At 72.4% G+C, this 18,058-nt stretch carries 19 protein-coding genes; 12 read left to right on the top strand and 7 right to left on the bottom strand.

All coding sequences use genetic code 11. From position 1 onward, the window contains the following. Window positions 1–2 precede the first annotated feature (2 nt). On the top strand, window positions 3–347 hold the full coding sequence (locus tag Aeryth_RS17095) for an MGMT family protein (RefSeq protein ID WP_067861085.1): 345 nt from the start codon (window positions 3–5) through the stop codon (window positions 345–347). Here Aeryth_RS17095 and Aeryth_RS17090 read toward each other — a convergent pair. After that, window positions 338–934, bottom strand: coding sequence for a hypothetical protein (locus Aeryth_RS17090; RefSeq protein WP_067861083.1), 597 nt, complete (start codon window positions 932–934; stop codon window positions 338–340). The two genes, Aeryth_RS17095 and Aeryth_RS17090, sit on opposite strands and share 10 nt — an antisense overlap. A gap of 150 nt (window positions 935–1,084) precedes the next feature. Between Aeryth_RS17090 and rpsF the strand changes: the two genes are divergently transcribed. From rpsF to Aeryth_RS17060, 6 genes are all read left to right on the top strand, one after another. Further along, a complete protein-coding gene (rpsF, locus tag Aeryth_RS17085; protein WP_083516666.1) occupies window positions 1,085–1,375 on the top strand; it encodes a 30S ribosomal protein S6 in 291 nt (96 codons plus the stop codon). A gap of 127 nt (window positions 1,376–1,502) precedes the next feature. Further along, entirely contained in the window at window positions 1,503–2,069 is a 567-nt protein-coding gene (locus Aeryth_RS17080; RefSeq protein ID WP_067861078.1) for a single-stranded DNA-binding protein, read from the top strand. Between the two features lie 44 nt (window positions 2,070–2,113). Then, window positions 2,114–2,350: a 30S ribosomal protein S18 gene (rpsR, locus tag Aeryth_RS17075; protein WP_067861076.1), complete on the top strand. Its 237-nt coding sequence runs from the start codon at window positions 2,114–2,116 to the stop codon at window positions 2,348–2,350. Between the two features lie 19 nt (window positions 2,351–2,369). Then, window positions 2,370–2,816, top strand: a complete 447-nt coding sequence (gene rplI / locus Aeryth_RS17070; protein WP_067861074.1) for a 50S ribosomal protein L9 — start codon at window positions 2,370–2,372, stop codon at window positions 2,814–2,816. Window positions 2,817–2,903: 87 nt separating this feature from the next. Beyond that, window positions 2,904–4,538 (top strand): ABC transporter substrate-binding protein, encoded by a 1,635-nt coding sequence (locus Aeryth_RS17065; RefSeq protein ID WP_067861072.1) that lies wholly within the window; start codon window positions 2,904–2,906, stop codon window positions 4,536–4,538. A 19-nt stretch (window positions 4,539–4,557) separates the two neighbouring features. After that, window positions 4,558–5,361 (top strand): siderophore-interacting protein, encoded by an 804-nt coding sequence (locus tag Aeryth_RS17060; RefSeq protein ID WP_067861070.1) that lies wholly within the window; start codon window positions 4,558–4,560, stop codon window positions 5,359–5,361. Window positions 5,362–5,364: 3 nt separating this feature from the next. Here Aeryth_RS17060 and Aeryth_RS17055 read toward each other — a convergent pair whose 3' ends face one another. Further along, entirely contained in the window at window positions 5,365–6,672 is a 1,308-nt protein-coding gene (locus tag Aeryth_RS17055) for an MATE family efflux transporter (RefSeq protein WP_067861068.1), read from the bottom strand. Between the two features lie 419 nt (window positions 6,673–7,091). Here Aeryth_RS17055 and dnaB point away from each other — a divergent pair, with 419 nt between their 5' ends. Beyond that, window positions 7,092–8,492, top strand: a complete 1,401-nt coding sequence (gene dnaB / locus Aeryth_RS17050) for a replicative DNA helicase (RefSeq protein ID WP_083516529.1) — start codon at window positions 7,092–7,094, stop codon at window positions 8,490–8,492. 11 nt (window positions 8,493–8,503) lie between these two features. Here the strand turns inward: dnaB and Aeryth_RS17045 are convergent, their stop codons facing one another. Then, window positions 8,504–9,355 (bottom strand): MOSC domain-containing protein, encoded by an 852-nt coding sequence (locus tag Aeryth_RS17045; RefSeq protein WP_236749774.1) that lies wholly within the window; start codon window positions 9,353–9,355, stop codon window positions 8,504–8,506. Window positions 9,356–9,503: 148 nt separating this feature from the next. Here Aeryth_RS17045 and Aeryth_RS17040 point away from each other — a divergent pair, with 148 nt between their 5' ends. Continuing rightward, window positions 9,504–10,085 carry a M23 family metallopeptidase gene (locus Aeryth_RS17040; RefSeq protein WP_067861062.1) on the top strand — a complete coding sequence of 194 codons (582 nt, stop codon included), beginning with the start codon at window positions 9,504–9,506 and terminating at the stop codon, window positions 10,083–10,085. Between the two features lie 56 nt (window positions 10,086–10,141). Here the strand turns inward: Aeryth_RS17040 and Aeryth_RS17035 are convergent, their stop codons facing one another. Both Aeryth_RS17035 and Aeryth_RS17030 read right to left on the bottom strand, forming a co-directional pair. Then, window positions 10,142–11,287, bottom strand: a complete 1,146-nt coding sequence (locus tag Aeryth_RS17035; protein ID WP_067861060.1) for an MFS transporter — start codon at window positions 11,285–11,287, stop codon at window positions 10,142–10,144. A gap of 48 nt (window positions 11,288–11,335) precedes the next feature. Continuing rightward, the gene (locus Aeryth_RS17030; RefSeq protein ID WP_067861058.1) at window positions 11,336–12,811 is read right to left on the bottom strand and encodes a hypothetical protein; all 1,476 of its coding nucleotides are present in this window, start codon (window positions 12,809–12,811) and stop codon (window positions 11,336–11,338) included. A 65-nt stretch (window positions 12,812–12,876) separates the two neighbouring features. Here Aeryth_RS17030 and Aeryth_RS17025 point away from each other — a divergent pair, with 65 nt between their 5' ends. Beyond that, window positions 12,877–13,569, top strand: coding sequence for a DedA family protein (locus Aeryth_RS17025; RefSeq protein ID WP_236749773.1), 693 nt, complete (start codon window positions 12,877–12,879; stop codon window positions 13,567–13,569). Continuing rightward, on the top strand, window positions 13,566–14,456 hold the full coding sequence (locus Aeryth_RS17020; RefSeq protein WP_067861056.1) for an ABC transporter substrate-binding protein: 891 nt from the start codon (window positions 13,566–13,568) through the stop codon (window positions 14,454–14,456). Before Aeryth_RS17025 ends, Aeryth_RS17020 begins: the two co-directional genes overlap by 4 nt. Window positions 14,457–14,460: 4 nt before the next feature. On the opposite strand, the gene Aeryth_RS17015 is transcribed toward Aeryth_RS17020, so the two are convergent. Continuing rightward, complete coding sequence (locus tag Aeryth_RS17015; RefSeq protein WP_067861054.1) at window positions 14,461–15,633, bottom strand: HNH endonuclease; 1,173 nt, start codon at window positions 15,631–15,633, stop codon at window positions 14,461–14,463. A gap of 110 nt (window positions 15,634–15,743) precedes the next feature. Here Aeryth_RS17015 and Aeryth_RS17010 point away from each other — a divergent pair, with 110 nt between their 5' ends. Continuing rightward, a complete protein-coding gene (locus Aeryth_RS17010; RefSeq protein ID WP_067861052.1) occupies window positions 15,744–17,198 on the top strand; it encodes an NAD-dependent succinate-semialdehyde dehydrogenase in 1,455 nt (484 codons plus the stop codon). 15 nt (window positions 17,199–17,213) lie between these two features. Here Aeryth_RS17010 and Aeryth_RS17005 read toward each other — a convergent pair whose 3' ends face one another. Continuing rightward, window positions 17,214–18,014: an alpha/beta fold hydrolase gene (locus Aeryth_RS17005; protein WP_067861050.1), complete on the bottom strand. Its 801-nt coding sequence runs from the start codon at window positions 18,012–18,014 to the stop codon at window positions 17,214–17,216. Window positions 18,015–18,058 lie beyond the last annotated feature (44 nt).

The following is an 18,058-nucleotide window of genomic DNA, read 5'->3' as shown; positions in this document are numbered from 1 at the left end:
CCATGGGTGACGACGCCTCCACGATGCCGCTGCCCGGCGGTGGGCACGCCGACCCGCCGGAGCGGCTCACCCCGTTCCAGCAGCGCGTCGCCGACGTGGTCGACGCCCTGCGACCAGGAGACCTCCTGACCTACGGCGAGGTGGCGCTCGAGGCGGGTCACCCGGGCGCGGGCCAGGCGGTCGCGAACGTGCTGCGTCGCGTCCCGGGACTGCCCTGGTGGCGCGTCCTGCCCACGAACGGCCGGCTCTACCGCCAGCACCGCGAGGCGGCCACCCCGCTCCTGGAGGCCGAGGGGCACGTCGTCGACGACGAGGGACGCGTCCGGTCGGGTTCCCGTCAGCCCTGACGACGCGCCGTCGCGAGCGCCTCGCGCCGCAGCTGCGCGGCGTCGTCGGGGCTCAGGTGGCGCACCGCCACCAGCCGGGCAGGACCCACCGACAGCACCCCGTCGTCGAGCGGCTCGCTGCGGATTCCCGCGTGGCCGCGCATCGCCTGGTGCGCCCCGGGCGCGAGCACCACGTCCATCCACGCGCACGGGTTCGCCCGGGTGAGCGAGCGGAACGTGAGGCTGCGGCCCCCCTGCTCGAGCGTGAACTCGCTGTGCACCAGCGACTCGACGTCGAGCCCGCGCGTCAGCACGTTGCGGCGGGCCAGGAACGGGTCGAGCCCCGGCGCGTCGAGGCTCGCGCCGACCCGCGCGACCTCCTCGACCGCCAGGAACGTCACCGCCGCGAACCGGTGCCGGGTGCCGAAGTACCGGTCGCCGACCACGCCCTTGTGCGCCCGGACGTCGACCGACGTCTGCCGGTCCGAGCCCATCGCCGGTCGCGGACCGTCGGAGGGCCGACCGTCGTAGCGGTGCCGGGGCGACACGACCAGGCCGACGATGTCGAGGTCGACCGGCTCGAAGTCGACGGGGAGGGCGTCCTGCACCCTGACACGCTAGCCCCCGGGCGGTCGGGACCCCGCGATTTGGCCCGGGATCATGGGCACGGCTAGACTTCCGTGGTTGCCCGATCCGGGCACACCTCCTGCTGCGGACCGTCCGTAGCCGTTCAGACCGAAGGAGGACGCACCTTGTCGTTGCGTCACTACGAAGTCATGGTCATCCTCGACCCCGAGCTCGACGAGCGCACCGTCGCCCCGAGCCTCGACACCTACCTCAACGTCGTGAAGAACGACGGGGGCAGCGTCGAGAACGTCGACGTGTGGGGCAAGCGCCGCCTCGCGTACGAGATCAACAAGAAGAACGAGGGCATCTACGCCGTCATCGACCTGACCGCCACGCCGGACACGGTCAAGGAGCTCGACCGCCAGCTCGGGCTCAACGAGTCCGTCGTCCGCACGAAGGTCACCCGACCCGACGCGAAGTAAGGGCTCACCCGAGCTCCCTGTGGACGGTGACGCGCTCACTGTCCGCACCCCGGGGTTCACTGGTACAGCGTTCACTGGATCGAATCCCACCCCCGGCAACCACAGCCACCATCGAAAGGCTGGTCCCATGGCAGGCGAGACCGTCATCACCGTCGTCGGCAACATCACCGACGACCCCGAGCTGAAGTTCACCCCGTCCGGTGCGGCGGTCGCGAACTTCACCGTCGCCTCGACGCCGCGGTCCTTCGACCGTCAGTCGAACGAGTGGAAGGACGGCAACCCGCTGTTCATCCGTTGCTCGGTGTGGCGCCAGATGGCCGAGAACGTCGCCGAGTCGCTGCAGAAGGGCCAGCACGTCATCGTGCACGGCGCCCTCAACGTCCGGCAGTACGAGCGCCAGGACGGCGGACGCGGCACCAGCGTGGAGATGAACGTCTACGAGGTCGGAGCGTCGCTGCGCTTCGCCACCGCGAAGGTCACGAAGGCCTCGCGCGGTGGCGGCGGTGGCGGTGGCGGCGACTTCGGTGGCGGCGGCGGTGGTTTCGGCGGCGGTGGCGGCAGCTACGGCGCCGGACAGGGCGGCAGCAACGCCGGTGGCGGCAACGCCAACCCCTGGTCGCAGCCGCAGTCCGCACCGCAGGGTGGGAACGACGCCTGGGGCGGCGGCGCAGCCGCCGACGAGCCCCCGTTCTGATCCAGTCACACCCCGTTCTTTAGATACACCGTTCAAGGAGAACCATGGCCAAGCCAGTTGTCCGGAAGCCGAAGAAGAAGAGCAACCCGCTCGCGGCCGCCGGCGTCACCACCATCGACTACAAGGACACCGCGCTCCTGCGCAAGTTCATCTCCGACCGCGGCAAGATCCGCGCGCGTCGGGTGACGGGTGTCTCCGTCCAGGAGCAGCGTCAGATCGCCAAGGCGATCAAGAACGCCCGCGAGATGGCGCTCCTGCCCTACACGTCCAGCGGACGCTGAGAGAGGGACTGATCCACCGATGAAGCTCATCCTGACGCACGAGGTCAGCAACCTCGGAGAGCCCGGCGACATCGTCGAGGTCAAGGACGGCTACGGACGCAACTTCCTGCTCCCGCGCAACTACGCGATCCGCTGGAGCAAGGGTGCGGCCAAGCAGGTCGAGTCCATCAAGGCCGCCCGCGACGCGCGCGCCGTGCACGACCTCGAGGAGGCCCGCCAGATCAAGGGTCGTCTCGAGGCCGAGCCGGTCAACGTCGCGGTCCGCGCCGGCGAGGGCGGGCGCCTGTTCGGCGCCGTCACCGTCTCCGACATCGCCACCGCCCTCGAGGCGGCCGGCGGCTCGGTCGACAAGCGTCGCATCGAGGTCGGCAACCCGATCAAGGCGCTCGGTGCCCACACGGTCACCGTCCGCGTCCACCCCGAGGTGACCGCCCAGGTCCGCCTCAACGTGGTCGCCTCCAAGTAGGTCCTGCGACGGGGCTCGGTCCGGCACTGCCGGGCCGGGCCCCGTCGTCGTTCGTCCGTCCCGAGACCCCGTTCCCCCGAGGTTCCCGTGCCCCGTCCCCCGCGCACCCTCCTGCTCCTGCCGCTCCTGCTCGCCCTCGTGCTGGGCGGCTGCACCGGCGGGTCCGACCGCGACGCGCGACCCCGACCGTCAGCGACGACCGAGGCGCGCGACGGGACCACCGCGTGGGTGCGCGCCGACCCCTCCGACGTCCGGCGCGGCGGGACGTTGCGGATCGGTCTCGGGTCGCTGCCCGTCACCTTCAACCCGCTGCACGCCGACGCCGTCGGCACCGACGTCGAGCGGCTCGTCGGCCCGACGACCGGCCAGGTCGTGCGGATCACCGAGGACGGCGGCTGGGAGGTCGACCCCGACCACGCCCGCGAGGTCGAGGTCGTCGCCGACCACCCGCTCACCGTCGCCGTCCGGCTGAACCCCGACGCCGTGTGGGACGACGGCACGCCCGTCACGGCCGCCGACATGGCGGCCACCTGGCGCGCCCTGCGCGGCACCGACGAGCGCTACGCGGTCGCGAGCAGCGACGGGTGGGACGCGATCGCCGACGTCCGCCCCGGCCGGGACCGGTTCGGCTACACGGTGCGCTTCGCCGAGCGGCGGGGCGACTGGCCGCTGTTCGTCTCGCCGCGACTGCCGGCGCAGGTCGCGGCCAGCCCGCGCGCCTTCAACCGCACCTTCCGTGACCGTCCGCTGCCGTCGAACGGCCCCTTCGTCACGCGCGACGTCGACGAGGACACCGGCACCATCACCCAGGAGCCGAACCCCCGCTGGTGGGGCGACCCGCCGCGGCTGCGGCGCATCGTGTGGCGCGTGGCGGAGCCGTCGGTGCAGGCCGAGGCGTACGCCGCGGGCGAGCTCGACGTCGCGACGCTCGACACCGACCGCGACGTGCCTGCCGCCCAGGTGCAGCGGACGTCGGGCTCGCAGTGGTCGCACCTGACCATGAACGCGGGGCGAGGTCCGCTGCGCGACGTGGCGGTGCGCCGGGCCGTCGCCCTCGCCCTCGACCGCGACGCCCTCGCGCGCGACGTGGCGGAGCCGGTGGGTGCCGAGCCGCGCCCGGCCGACAGCCTGCTCGTCCTGCCCGGGCAGCGCGGCTACGACGCCGTGGCGCGTCCGACGACGCGCGACGTCGACCGTGCACGGCGTCTGCTCGCCCAGGCCGGCTACACCGAGACCCGTCCCCTGCGGCTCTCCCTGCCGGTGGCCGGAGGCAGCGACGCCCTGGCGGCCCGCGCCCGCGCGATCCGGTCGCAGCTGGCCGAGGTGGGGGTCGCGGTGCGACTGCGCACCGTCGCGCCCGACGACTTCGCCGCCCAGGTGCTCGTGCCGCTCGACTTCGACCTGCTCACCTTCAGCTGGGGTCCGTCGCTGCTCGGCCCCGACGCCGCACGCGACCGGTTCCTGCCCGTCACCTCACCCGCGAACGTCACCGGGGTCGCCTCCTCCGCGGCGCCCTGGGACGCCGTGCGCGACGCCCGCAGCGCGCGGGCCCGGACGGCGGCCACGGCCCGGCTCGAGGCCGCACTGCGCCGCGAGGCCGTCGTCGTCCCGCTCGCGGTCACGCCGTCGGTCCTGGCCGTGCGCCCTGGCGTGGTGAACGTCGGCGCCGCGTCGTTCGAACAGCCACGGTGGGCCACGGTCGGCTTCCGGGCCGACGACTGAGCCGGTCTAGGGTGTCCGCGTGCCGAAGCTGCGACGAACGACGACGACCCACGTGGCGGTGCTGCGCGAGCTGGAGGTCGTGCGCGTCGAGGACGTGACGCCCGGCATGCGTCGGCTCACGCTCGCGGGGGCGGACCTCGCCGAGCGCAGCCTCGACGGGTCGACGCTGCCCGCGTTCGCCTCGCCCGGCTTCGACGACCACATCAAGGTCTTCGTGCCTGCGCCCGACGCCGACCGACCGGTGCTGCCGCGGCAGCGGCCTGACGGTCTCGACTACACGACGGAGGGCGTGCGCCCGCTCGGCAAGGACTACACGCCCCGTCGGGTCACTCCCGACGAGCTCGACCTCGACTTCGTGAGGCACGGCCACGGTCAGGCGGCCGGGTGGGCCGAGCAGGTTCGGCCGGGCGACCTCGCGTGGATCGCCGGACCCACCGTCGGGCAGGCCTTCCCGCACGACGTCGACGCGTTCGTGCTGGCCGGCGACGAGACCGCCCTGCCCGCCATCGGGCGCTTCCTCGAGGAGCTGCCGCCGGGTCCGCCCGCCCACGTCGTCGTCGAGGTCTCCGGACCCCAGGACGAGCAGGACCTCACCGTGCGCGACGGCGTCGACGTGACCTGGTTGCACCGACCGGTGGGTGCCGAGCCGGGGACCACCACGCTGCTGCTCGACGCGGTCCGTGACCTCGACTGGCCGGCCGGGCAGGTCTACGCCTGGATGGCCGGGGAGTCGACCGCTGCCCGCGACGTCCGCACCCACTGGCGTGCCGACCGGTCCGTCCCGCGCGACTGCCTCGACGTGTCCGGGTACTGGCGACGCTGACGCTCAGGCGCCGAGCACCATCCAGGCGGTGCCCCGCTGCCGCAGCCAGAGCGTGACGAGACGGGCGAGCTGGAACCCGCCGTAGGCGAGCCACAGCCACGCGAGCCCGGCGCCGAGCGAGCCGGCCAGCAGGGCCAGGGGCGCGTAAACCGCCAGCACCGCGAGGCCGGCCCACGCCAGGTACACGCCGTCGCCCGCCCCGATCAGCACACCGTCGAGCACGAACACGACGCCCGAGACGGGTTGCACCGCAGCCACGACGACCAGGGCCGGGACGAGTGCTGCATGCACCTGCTCGTCGGCGGTGAACCACGACCCCACGACCGGCGAGAGGGCGAGCAGCAGCAGCCCCGCGAGCAGACCGGTGCCGACGCCCCACGTGATCATCCGGCGGGTGAGCTCCCGGGTGCCCTCGGCGTCCCCGGAGCCCAGGGTGCGACCGGTGAGCGTCTGGCCGGCGATGGCGATCGCGTCCATCGCGAACGCGAGGAACGTGACGAGCGACGTCGCGATCTGGTGCGCCGCCAGAGGCGCGTCGCCGAACGTGGCCGCCACCGCCGTGCCCAGGAGCAGCGCGGCGCGCAGGGTCGCGGTCCGGGCCAGCAGCGGCACGCCGTCGCGCGCCGCGCTCACGACGCCCGCCACGTCGGGACGTCCCGACGACCCCGCCGCCCGGGCCCGCCGCAGCACCACGGCGACCAGCCAGAGCGCCGCCACCCACTGGGCGATCGCCGTACCGGCTGCGGACCCGGCCACGCCGAGCCCGGCCCCGTGCACGAGCAGGAGGTTCAGCGCCACGTTGAGCAGGTTCGCGACGACGGTGACGACGAGCGGCGTCCGCAGGTCGAGGACCCCGCGCAGCGCGCCGGTCGCGGCGAGCACCAGCAGCATGGCGGGCACCGCGGGTGCGGAGACGAGGAGGTAGGTCGTCGCGTGGCCCTCCACCTCCGGGGAGCTGCCGAGCACCCCGGCCAGGGGACGGCTCGCGGCGGCGAGCAGACCGCCGAGCACCACGCCGAGCCCGACCGCGAGCCACAGTCCCCCGGTGGCACCGTCGAACGCGGCCCGTTCGTGGCCGGCGCCGTGCAGTCGCGCGACCGTCGCGGTGCTGCCGTAGGCCAGGAACACGCACAGTCCGACGACCGTGAGCAGGACGCTCGACGCGACGGCCAGACCGCCCAGCTCGGCCACGCCGAGCCGGCCGACGATCGCGGTGTCGGCGAGCAGCATCAGGGGCTCGCTGACGAGGGCGAAGAAGGCCGGGACGGCGACCGCGACGATCTGCCGGTCGGCCGCGCCCCAGGTGAACACGTTTCTGTGCCTGGCTGTGGATTTCACCGGAACTTCACCACCGCTGTCGACGTGCCGATGCGACCGCAGGTGGCCGGAGGATGACGTCCACGTAATGTGGGCCCACAGTGTGTGCACGGCATCGCCGCAGGTCAGAGGCCGTTTCCACGTCCTGTTCCCCCCGTTCTCCACAAGGCCGTCCACGGACTGTGCACAGGCTTTCCGGCGATTTCCACATTCTCCCCAGCCTTGTCCACAGGGGCTGTGCGTGCCGGGCTTTCCTCTGCGCCCGCCGGGCCCCTAGTGTGACGCGTCGGCTGTCGCACAGGACGAGGGACCTGCCCGCCGGGGAGGCTGCGCGAACGTGTCGGAGGTCCGACCTACCGTGGGGTGGGTCGAGAGAGGAAGGCTGCTGCGTGACTGTCGCAGATCTGCACGCCATGGGGCCCGAGCCCGAGGACGACGTCCCCGCCGGACGCGTCCCGCCGCAGGACCTCCCGGCCGAGCAGAGCGTGCTGGGGGCCATGCTCCTCAGCAAGCAGGCGATCGACCCGGCGAACGACCTCCTCGAGGGCCGCGACTTCTACCGCCCCGCCCACGAGGCGATCTTCGAGACCATCGTCGACCTCGCACAGCGCGGTGAGCCGGCCGACGCGATCACGGTCGCGGCCGAGCTGCAGCGGCGTGGCGAGCTGACGAAGGTCGGCGGCGCGCCGTACCTGCACACCCTCGTGGCGGGTGTCCCGATCGCGTCGAACGTCGACTACTACGCCGAGATCGTGCGCGAGAAGGCCATCCTGCGCCGACTCATCGAGGTCGGGCAGAAGATCGCCGGGCTCGGCTGGGCCGAGACCGGCGAGATCGCCGAGATCGTCGACCGCGCCCAGGCCGAGGTCCTCGACGTCGACGGCAGCAGCGGCACCGATGACTACAAGGTGATCTCCGAGCTGATGGCGCAGACCATCCAGGAGATCGACGACATCCAGTCGCGCGACGGCGACATGGCGGGCCTGGAGTCCGGGTTCCCCGACCTCGACAAGCTCACCACCGGCTTCCGCGGTGGCCAGATGATCGTGGTGGCGGCTCGCCCCGGTGTCGGCAAGAGCACCCTCGGCCTCGACTTCTGCCGCGCCGCGTCGATCAAGAACGGCGTCCCGTCGGCCATCTTCAGCCTGGAGATGTCGGGCGCGGAGATCGCGATGCGTCTGCTGTCGGCCGAGGCCAAGGTCGCCATCCACCACATGCGCGGCGGCGGCATGACCGACCGCGACTGGGACGCGGTCAGCCGGGTCATGCCGCGCGTGCAGTCGGCACCGATCACCATCGACGACTCGCCGAACATGACGATGCCGGAGATCCGATCCAAGGCGCGGCGCATCCAGAAGGCCGCCGACGGCAAGCTCGGCCTCATCGTCATCGACTACCTGCAGCTGATGACGTCGGGCAAGAAGGTCGAGAACCGTCAGGTCGAGGTCTCGGAGTTCAGCCGCCAGATCAAGCTGCTCGCCAAGGAGATCAACGTCCCCGTCGTGGCGATCAGCCAGCTGAACCGTGGCTCTGAGCAGCGCACCGACAAGACGCCGCAGATCTCCGACCTGCGCGAGTCGGGCTCGATCGAGCAGGACGCCGACATGGTCTTCCTCATCAACCGTCCCGACGCGACCGGCGCGGGCGAGTCCGAGCGCCCGGGCGAGGCCGACATCATCGTCGCGAAGAACCGTTCGGGTCCCGTCAACAAGGTCGCCGTCAGCTTCCAGGGTCACTACTCCCGTTTCACCCCCATGGCCCGCGAGGCCGAGGCGCCCCCGGGCGCGGCCGCAGGCGAGTTCTACGGCGGCTGACGCTCTCGCGCCTACGACCCGATCGGCCGAGTGCCGGGCTCGACGGCCTCGAGCACCTCGACCGGGTCGCCGACGGCGATCGTCGCCCCGGCCGGCAGCGGGTGGTCGGGTATGACGTTGACGCCGAACCAGACGCCCTTGCCGAAGCGACGCAGGCGGGCGAGGGTGCGGGTCGGTTCGGGACCGCGCGCGACGCTGCCGGCGTCGTGGTCGGGTTCCATCGTGGTCATGACGCACCGGGCGCAGCCCTTGACCACGCGGAACGTGACGTCGCCGATCCGGAACCGCCGCCAGGAGTCCTCGGCCCACGCCTGCGTGCCCTCGACGACGAGGTTCGGACGGTAGCGGTGCATGGGCACCAGAGCCCCGGCCGCCACCGAGACGGCCTCGGCCGACGCCGCGGTGGTGAGGAGCAGCGGGTACCCGTCGGCCAGGCTCACACGGTCGTCCGGCTCGGAGTACGTCGGGCTCGTCGGCCGGCGTCGGGGGTCGTCCAGGTGGACCAGCCGCACGTCACGGCCCAGCACCTCGGTCAACCACGCCGCGGCGCCGTCGCCGGCGTCGGCCGCCGTGAGCCTGGACGACCAGATCGCGATCGGCACCTGCCCCGCCGGGTCCGGGACCGGCACGTCGACCGCCGGCGCACCGGGGGCCGTGAGCCGTAGCCCGTCGTCGGTGAGTGTCGGGTGCACGACCAGCAGCCGGTTCAGCTCGCGGGCGGTGACCATCGTCCCCGCCGGGTCGACGACCATCCAGCGTCGGTCCTGCGCGACGCCCCACGGCTCCACGACGACCCGCTCGAGCGACTCCCCGCGGCACGACTTGACCGGGTAGCGCCAGAGCGACGCGACGGTGGACTGCACGCCCACACTGTCGCACGGGCGAGGTGCGACCCACCGCGCCGCCGCTGCGAGGCGTTCGCACCGACGTCGCAGCAGGATCGCAGTGCCGAGGAACAGGCTCGCGGAGCGACGGCTCGACCCACGAGCCCCTCGACGGCAGGAGCACCTCATGAACCGACGATCAGCACTCACCTCGACCCTGGCGGCGATCGCCCTCTGTGCCGGCGCCGCCGTGTCGAGCACGGCCGCAACGGCGGGACCAGCCGAGTCCTCCGTGGCGGCGGGAGCGTCGATCGCCGCCGCCGAGCGACCCTCGCTCGAGGTCCCGTTCCCCTGCGGTCAGGAGTGGCGCGGCAACACCCGCAAGAACCACGACCCGTTGAACGCGATCGACTTCAACCTGCCGACCGGCGGCGACAGCGACCTCGGCAAGCCGGTCCAGGCGAGCAACGGCGGTCGCGTCACGTTCGCGGGCAACAAGGGGACGGGCTACGGCCTCACCGTCGACATCTATCACGCGAACGGCTGGTCGACTCGTTACGCCCACCTCAGCAAGGTGGACGTCGAGGTCGGTCAGATGGTCAAGGCCACCAGCGGCATCGGCCGGGTCGGCAAGAGCGGAGGCCAGTCGTCGGCGCACCTGCACTACGAGCAGCGCTACAACGACACCGCCGCCGGGATCTACTTCAAGACCACGAAGGCGAAGTACTGGGGCGACGCCATGTACACGCGCACCACGATGTGCAGCTGACGGGCTCCCCGGCCGTCGGGTCCGTGGACCCGGCGGCCGGCCCGTGCGTGGTCCCGTCAGCCGACGCGGGTCGCCCGCGGACCGTCGAAGGCGCGTGACAGCAGCAGGATCGGCGCGACCAGCACGAGCGGCACGAGGAACGCCACCCGCAGCCAGCCGCCCTGCGCGACGGCACCGATCACCGCGCCACCGAGGATCGCGCCCATGTAGTTGGCGATGTTCATCCGGGCGATCGCCGCGTCGGCGGCCTCCGGGGGGACGGCGGCGCCGACGGCAGCGAACGCGAGCGGGGCGATGACCGCGATCCCGAGACCCGCGACGAGGAAGCCGGGCACCGCCAGCACCGCGACCGGCGCGGCCAGCACGACGGCGAAGCCGACGACACCGAGGAACGCACCGCCCGCGACCACCCGGGCTGCACCCACCCTGCGCACGAGCTGGTCGCCGAGGAGACGCGAGACGAGGGCTCCGACCTGGTACGCCGCGTACCCGAGCGGGACCAGCCAGCTCGCCGCGCCGAGCGCCTGCTGCAGGTACACCGCACTCCACGAGCCGGTACCGGTGTCGGCCGAGTAGAACAGGCAGATCACCAGGCCGAACAGCAGGACGGGTCGCCAGGGGACAGGGATCGTCGCGGCGGCCGCGAGGTCGTCGACCTGCGTCCCCGGCGCGTCCGCTGCGAGGTGGCGGGCCGAGGCGACGGCGAGCGCGACGACGACCACCGCCACGACCGACAACCCGACGCCCAGGGGCAGACCGAGCGCGGCGTACCCGGCGCCGACGATGCCGCCGACGCTCCAGCACGCGTGGAACCCGGTCATCACGCTGCGTCCCCGCAGCGCCTCCACCCGCACGCCCTGCATGTTCATGCTGGCGTCGACCCCGCCGAGCGCCACGCCGTAGACGGTGAACGCCGCGATGAGCAGCGGGTACGAGGGCGCCCAGCCGACCAGTGCGGCCCCCGCGCCGATGCCCACCAGCGAGGTCGTCAGGGCCGTCCCGCTCGAGCGTCGAGTGGCCAGGACACCCGCGAGCACGCTGCCGAGTCCCGCCACGACGGCGACCCCCACGAGAAGGACCGTCACGTCGCCCTCGCCGAGGTCGAACCTGTCCTGCAGGCGCGGCGTCTGCGTGACGAGCGCGGCGAACGTGAAGCCCTGGAGCAGGAAGCCGGCGCTCACGGCGACGCGGGTCCGGTCCATGCCGTCAGGGTAGGACCACGGAGGGGCACCCGCCCTGTCCTGCCCAGCTCACTGGTACGTGACGAGATCCGGTCGGGGCCTGACGTCGCGCCAGGTCTGTGGCACGGTGAGCATCGGCTCGTCCTCGTCGAGGAAATTCTTCCAGCCCCAGTGGACGCCCTTCGGCGACCCCTGACGGATCGTGTTCCAGGTGCCGATCTTCGCGCCCGGCGTGCCCTGGCCGTCGACGTGGACCACGGTCGACAGCTCGGGGTGGCCGACGTCGAGGGTGCTGCGGTCGCGGATCATCGACGTCGAGAACTGGTGGAGCACGAAGAGCTTCTGCGGCAGTCGGCGCTCGCGGGTCAGCTCGGCCAGCCAGTCGGCCACGGCGTTCACCTCCGAGGCGCCGACCGACCCGATCTGGGTGAGGTGCTTCTGGTCGCGCGCGAGCCGCCACTCGGGATCGAGCGCGAGGCCGACGTGCGGGCGCTCCAGCAGCGAGCGGTAGCGCTTGGCCTGGGCGAGGAAGTCGGTCCGGCCGGGCTGCAGGTCGATCACGACGTACTGGCCGGCCTTCTCGGCCGCCTCCACGAGCGGCCGCAGGTCGCGGACGCTGCTCTCGGCGGAGTAGTCGCCATCGTCCCCGGCCTCGGAGGAGGCGACGGTCGCGATGATCTCCAGCGCGGGGACGACGGGCTGGTCCGAGAGCTCCTGGTACTCGCGCGCCAGCCGCGCGGCTCGGCGCACCGTCGCCGCAGTGCCCTGCTCACCGAGCAGGCCGAGGGACGGGGTGCCGGGATGGCCGTAGAGCGCGACCACGTGACGCCCCGGGAATACGAGCAGTCCGCCGCCCGGCTGGGTCAGGTCGCGGCGCACCGCGGTGACCTCGTAGCCGAGGCCGCGTCGGAAGGTCGTCCCGACGCCGACCACGGGCGCGTCGGGCTGGTCACGCAGCGCACGGATCGCGCGTCGGTCCGCGCGCGGGTCGCCGCCCTTCACCCCGACGACGGTCGCGCCGGCAGCGCGGGCGGTGCCGACGGAGGTGAGGTCGGCACCGGGCGCGTGAACGAGCACCACGACGTCCTGGTCGCGGGGCGAGGTACGCGGGATCCGGGCCACGGCGCGGTCGACGTCGGCCTGGTCGTCACCGACGAGACGACGTCCGGGCAGGTCGGGCCAGTTCGCGTCCTTCGGCCCGACGGCGAGCGTCGTGCGCACGCCGAGACGGTCGAGCTCGGCGCGGGTGGTGGGTCCGACGAGCAGCACGGGGACGCCCAGGCGCGCGGCCACCTTCACGGACCGCTGCTGGGAGCGGGCGCTGCGGGCCGACACGATGGCCACGTCCGAGCGTTCGAACAGCCGCCGGGAGGTGCCGACGGCGTTCTGGGCAGGAGTGCGGCCCGCCACGACGTCGACCGCCCGCGACGGTGTGCGGAACGTCGTCGCCGCGTCGCCGTCCTCGTCGTGGCCGCCGGTGCAGGCGGAGAGCAGGAGGAGGGTCGCGGTGAGCACGGTGGCGCTGCGTGTGACCCGAGATCGCATACCGCGACGGTAGCCCCGGGTCCGTGTCGGACCCTGGCTCGGGTGCGCGCAGGTACCCTCGCCTGGTGATCAGCGCAGCCGTGACGTCCGCCCTCGTGCAGTCCGCCACCTCGACGGGTCCGGACAGCGGCCTGGCCGGTCTGACGGTCGACCTAATGGAGAAGCTGGGCCTGTTCGGCGTGGCCCTCGCGGTCGGCGCCGACAACATCTTCCCGCCGATCCCGAGCGAGATCATCCTGCCGCTGGCCGGCTTCGCCGCCGCGCAGGGCACGTTCAGCCTCGCGGGAGCGCTGTTCGCGACGACGGCGGGCTCGGTGATCGGCGCGGCGATCCTCTACTGGTTGGGCCGCGCCTACGGCCGCGACCGCACGGTGTGGGTGTTCGAGAAGGTGCCGCTGCTGAAGGTCAGCGACCTCGAGCGGACGGAGGCGTGGTTCGCGAAGCACGGCACCAAGGCGATCTTCTTCGGCCGGATGGTCCCGATCTTCCGCAGCCTGATCTCGCTTCCCGCGGGCGTGGAGTGCATGTCGTTCGGCCTGTTCCTGGCGCTGACGACGGCGGGCAGCCTGATCTGGAACAGCATCTTCGTGGTGGCCGGCTACCGGCTGGGCGAGAACTGGGAGCAGGTCGAGCCCTATGCCGACACGTTCCAGAAGCTGGTGATCCTGGCGGTGCTGCTCGTCATCGCCGTGTTCGTGGTGGTGCGGGTGCGGCAGCTGCCGCGCTACCCGCGCCGCCGTCCCCGCCGCCCCCAGTGAGCGACGCGCGCAGGATCGCGTCGCTGCTGCCGTCGGCGACGGAGATCGTGTACGCCCTGGGTCTGCAGCACCGGCTCGCGGCCGTCACGTTCGAGTGCGACGAGCCGGTGTCGGCGCGCACGGAGCACCGCGTGGTGGTGACGGGCGCCGACACGAGCGGGTGGACGCCGGGCGAGATCGACGCCTACGTGCGGGCGCGGCGTGAGGAGGGTGTCGACCTCTACACCCTCGACGAGGGTGCGCTCGCCGACGTCGACCCGGACCTCGTCCTGACGCAGGACCTGTGCCGGGTGTGCGCCCTGCCGACCGACCGGGTGGACGAGGCACTGGCACACCTCGGGTGCAGCGCCGAGGTGCTGACGCTCGACCCGCACACGTTGGACGACGTGCTGGTGTCGGTGGAGCAGGTGGCTGCCGCGGCTGGTGTCGTCGACCGCGGCCGTGCGGTGGTGGCGAGTCTGCGCGGGAGGCTGGCCGACGTGGAGGCCCGTGTGGCTGGCCGCCAGCGTCCTCGGGTGTCCGTGGTCGAGTGGGTGGACCCGCTCTTCACGGGCGGTCACTGGATCCCGGACCAGGTGGCAGCCGCCGGTGGCGAGCCCGTCGGGATGCACGCGGGGACGCCGTCGGGTCCGTCGGGCTGGGACGCGCTGCGGGCGGAGCGTCCCGAGGTGGTCCTGGTGGCACCGTGCGGCTTCGGCCTCGACGGCGCCGCCGAGCAGGCCGAGGTCGTCGCGCGGGAGCTCCCGGACACCCAGGTGTGGGCCGTCGACGGCAACGCCGTGGTGGTGCGACCCGGTCCGCGACTCGTGGACGGGGTCGAGGCGTTCGCGTCGGTGCTGCACCCGGAGGTGTTCGACCGCTCCGCACTCGTCCGCCGCGTGCGGTAGCGGCTCAGCCGGCTCGGGTGCGACGGGCGTTGGTGCGTCGGGTCCTGAGGGTGCGGTGGGTCTGGTGGGTGTCGGGGTCGATGGTGAAGAACCCTTGGTGCACCGCTGAGTGACATCTCGGACAGAGCCCGATGAGGTTGGCGAGGTCAGTCGGTCCGCCTTCGGACCAGTACTCGACGTGGTGGACGTGGACCACGGGTCCTCTGCAGCCGGGGCCTGCGCAGGTGCCGCCTTGTCGGTTGACGACTGCCTTGCGTTGTTGGGGTGTGGCGAGGCGGTGGGTGCGGCCGACGTCGAGGACGCTGTGTCTGCCGGCGGTCAGGATGGGGGTGAGGTCGCTGTCGCAGAGCATCTGCTGCAGCTGGCCGGGGCCGATGGTGCCGAAGCCGGCGAGCTCGGCGGTGGCGGTCTCGGGGTTGTGAGCGAGCCGGGACAGGTCGACGGTCAGGTCCACGTGGGGGCGCACGCCCTTGTCCTGGGGCAGGCCGGAGTCGAGTACCGAGGACAGCAGGGCGTCGAGGGCGGTGACGCGGCGGATGCTGACGGGTCGGTCGTCCTCGGCGCAGGTGGGCGCGGACAGTGACTGGAGGACGGTCTTGAGCTTGGTGCCGGTGTCGAAGGGCAGGAACCCGGTGACGGCGACGCCGTCGCCGACGACGGAGACCTTGAGGTCGTGGCGGTCCATGCCCTTGATCCAGGCCTCGTCGAGGTCATCGGGGTGGGCGGTGGCGCGCAACTTCTTGACGGCTTGACGCACTGTCGTGGGTGCTGCGTGGGTGGCCAGGTCGAGCAGTGGGTTCATGCACTGCTCGACGACCATGGGGTCGATGTGCTTGGCGGCGTAGGTGAACGCGTCGACGTGGTCGAGGGAGACGGCACCTTCGACGGCGAGTGACTCCAGGTCGGGCATGTCGCGCAGGGTCCGACTCGAGCGGACCAGCTGGCCCGCCTGCTTGCCGTCGAGGTGCAGCTGGTCGCGCAGCCAGTTCTTCAGGCTCGAGCAGCCCTCGGCCTCGAAGTCCCGATGCTCGTCCACGTCCGCGACCAGGACCACCTTCTCCGCGTCGATCGCGTTGGAGAGCCCCTGCAGCAGCCGCAACGCATCGGTGGGCGTCGGGTACGCACGCAGCTCGGCGGCGACGGCCTCGAGCCGGTCGGCGAGCTGCGTACTGGACATGCCTCTATGATACCGAACACAGAAGCGAAAGAATACGGACAAAGGCCATGCTTGCAGTGAGGCTAAGGTCACCAGGTGCCGACCGGCCGCGACCGTCGTAGCCTCGGGACATGACCTCCTCCGCACTGCCCGACGTCCCCACCCAGCTCTTCATCGGCGGCTCCTGGCGCGACGCGACCGGCGGTGCGACCTTCGCCGTCGAGAACCCCGCGGACGGCTCGACGCTGGTGGAGGTCGCGAACGGGACCGTGGAGGACGGCAAGGCTGCCATCGACGCCGCCGTCGCTGCGCAGCCCGACTGGGCCAAGGTGCCGCCGCGCGACCGCGGGGAGATCCTGCGCTCGGCGTTCGAGACGGTCGTCGACCGCGCCGACGAGCTCGCCACGATCATGACGCTCGAGATGGGCAAGCCGCTCAGCGAGAGCCAGGCCGAGATCACCTACGGCGCCGAGTTCCTGCGCTGGTTCTCCGAGGAGGCCGTCCGGGTGTCGGGCCGCTACTCCGTCGCGCCGAACGGCGCCACCCGCCTGCTGACCCTGAAGCAGCCCGTCGGCCCGTGCCTGATGATCACGCCCTGGAACTTCCCGCTCGCGATGGGTACCCGCAAGATCGCGCCCGCCATCGCCGCCGGCTGCACGATGGTCGTCAAGCCCGCCGGCCTCACCCCGCTCACCATGCTGTGGCTGGCGAAGGTGCTCGAGGAGTCTGGCGTGCCCGAGGGCGTGCTCAACGTCGTCACGACCAGGAGCACCGGCGAGGTGATGGAGCCCATCATCCGCGACCCGCGGCTGCGCAAGCTCACCTTCACCGGTTCCACCGAGGTCGGGCGCTCCCTCGTCGAGCAGAGCGCCGAGGGCCTGCTGCGGGTGTCGATGGAGCTCGGCGGCAACGCACCGTTCCTCGTCTTCGCCGACGCCGACGTCGACGCGGCGGTCGAGGGCGCGATGCTCGCGAAGATGCGCAACATCGGCGAGGCGTGCACGGCCGCCAACCGGTTCATCGTCCACGCCGACGTCGCCGAGGAGTTCTCCTCCAAGCTCGCCGAGAAGATGGGCGCCCTGAAGATCGGCCCCGGCCTGGAGGACGACGTGAAGGTCGGCCCGTTGGTGGAGGAGAAGCAGCGCGACAAGGTGGCTGAGCTCGTCGACGACGCCGTCGAGAAGGGCGCCACCGTGGTCACCGGCGGCCAGGTGCCCGACGGCCCCGGCTGGTTCTACCCGCCGACCGTCCTCACCGACGTGCCGCTGTCGGCGAAGGTGTCGACCGAGGAGATCTTCGGCCCGGTCGCGCCGATCTTCACGTTCACCGACGACGACGACGCGATCCGCATGGCGAACGACACCGAGTACGGCCTCGTCGCCTACGCGTTCACCACCGACTACGCCCGCGCGGTGAAGGTCTACGAGGGCCTCGAGACGGGCATGGTCGGCATGAACCAGGGCATTGTCTCGAACCCGGCCGCCCCCTTCGGCGGCGTCAAGGCGTCCGGCTTCGGCCGCGAGGGCGGTGCCGAGGGCATCGAGGAGTACCTCGAGACGAAGTACGTGGGCCTCGGCGGCCTCTGACCGCAGCTCGACCGCTCACGCCGTGCCGTGGTGCTCTGCGTGACGGTCGACGCGCGCGAGCCAGTCCCGGACGAGGGCACCCGTGACACCGGGCTGCTCGAGGTGGACGTTGTGGCCGGCCGTGTCGAGGACTGCGTAGGTGCCGCGTGGGTAGTGGTCGCGCAGGGTGAGCGCGTCCTCGTAGCCGACCACGTGGTCCTGCCGTCCGAGGACGTGCAGCGTGGGTGCGGCGAAGGGCTCCGGGTGCGCCACCTCGGGCACCGCGGGGAGGGCGTACGCCGACGCAATGCGCTCCATGGCGCCCGGGTCCGCGCCGCGCAGGCCGGGGAGGACGTACTCCTCGAACGACTCCAGCGAACGAGCGTCCTGCACGACGCTCATCGCCGCGAAGTCGTCGCGTGCGTCGCCGGCGCGCTCGAGGACCGCGTCGTCGCGGTGCAGGACCGTGCGTGGCGGGACGTCGCGTGCAGCGTGGTCCGGTTGGACAAGCCCGGCGACGGTGGCCAGACCGAGGACTCGGATTCGACGCTCGTGCGCGAGCCACCGCGCGATCATCCCCCCGAAGGAGTTCCCGATCACGGCGAACGGCTCGGTGCCGAGGTGCTCCTCGACCTCGGCCAGGACGCCCTCGGCCACGTCCTGCGCGCTCGAGGCGGCCGCGTCGTGCACGGCCTCCGCCCAGGACAGGTCGACGTACACGCGGCGCCAGGACACGTCGCTCACCATGGACTCGAGCGGCAGCATGATCCGGTGGTCCACCCCGAAGCCGTGCAGCACGACGAGGGGGCGACCCGTCCCTTCGACTCGAGCGATCACGCGACGACGGTAGCGCTGAGCCCCGACGGAAGCCGCCCGCGCGG

Origin of the sequence: Aeromicrobium erythreum (assembly GCF_001509405.1) — a bacterium.
Lineage (GTDB): Bacteria > Actinomycetota > Actinomycetes > Propionibacteriales > Nocardioidaceae > Aeromicrobium > Aeromicrobium erythreum.
The sequence above is the reverse complement of the archived record's forward strand: the minus strand, read 5'-3'. Positions and strand labels throughout refer to the sequence as shown.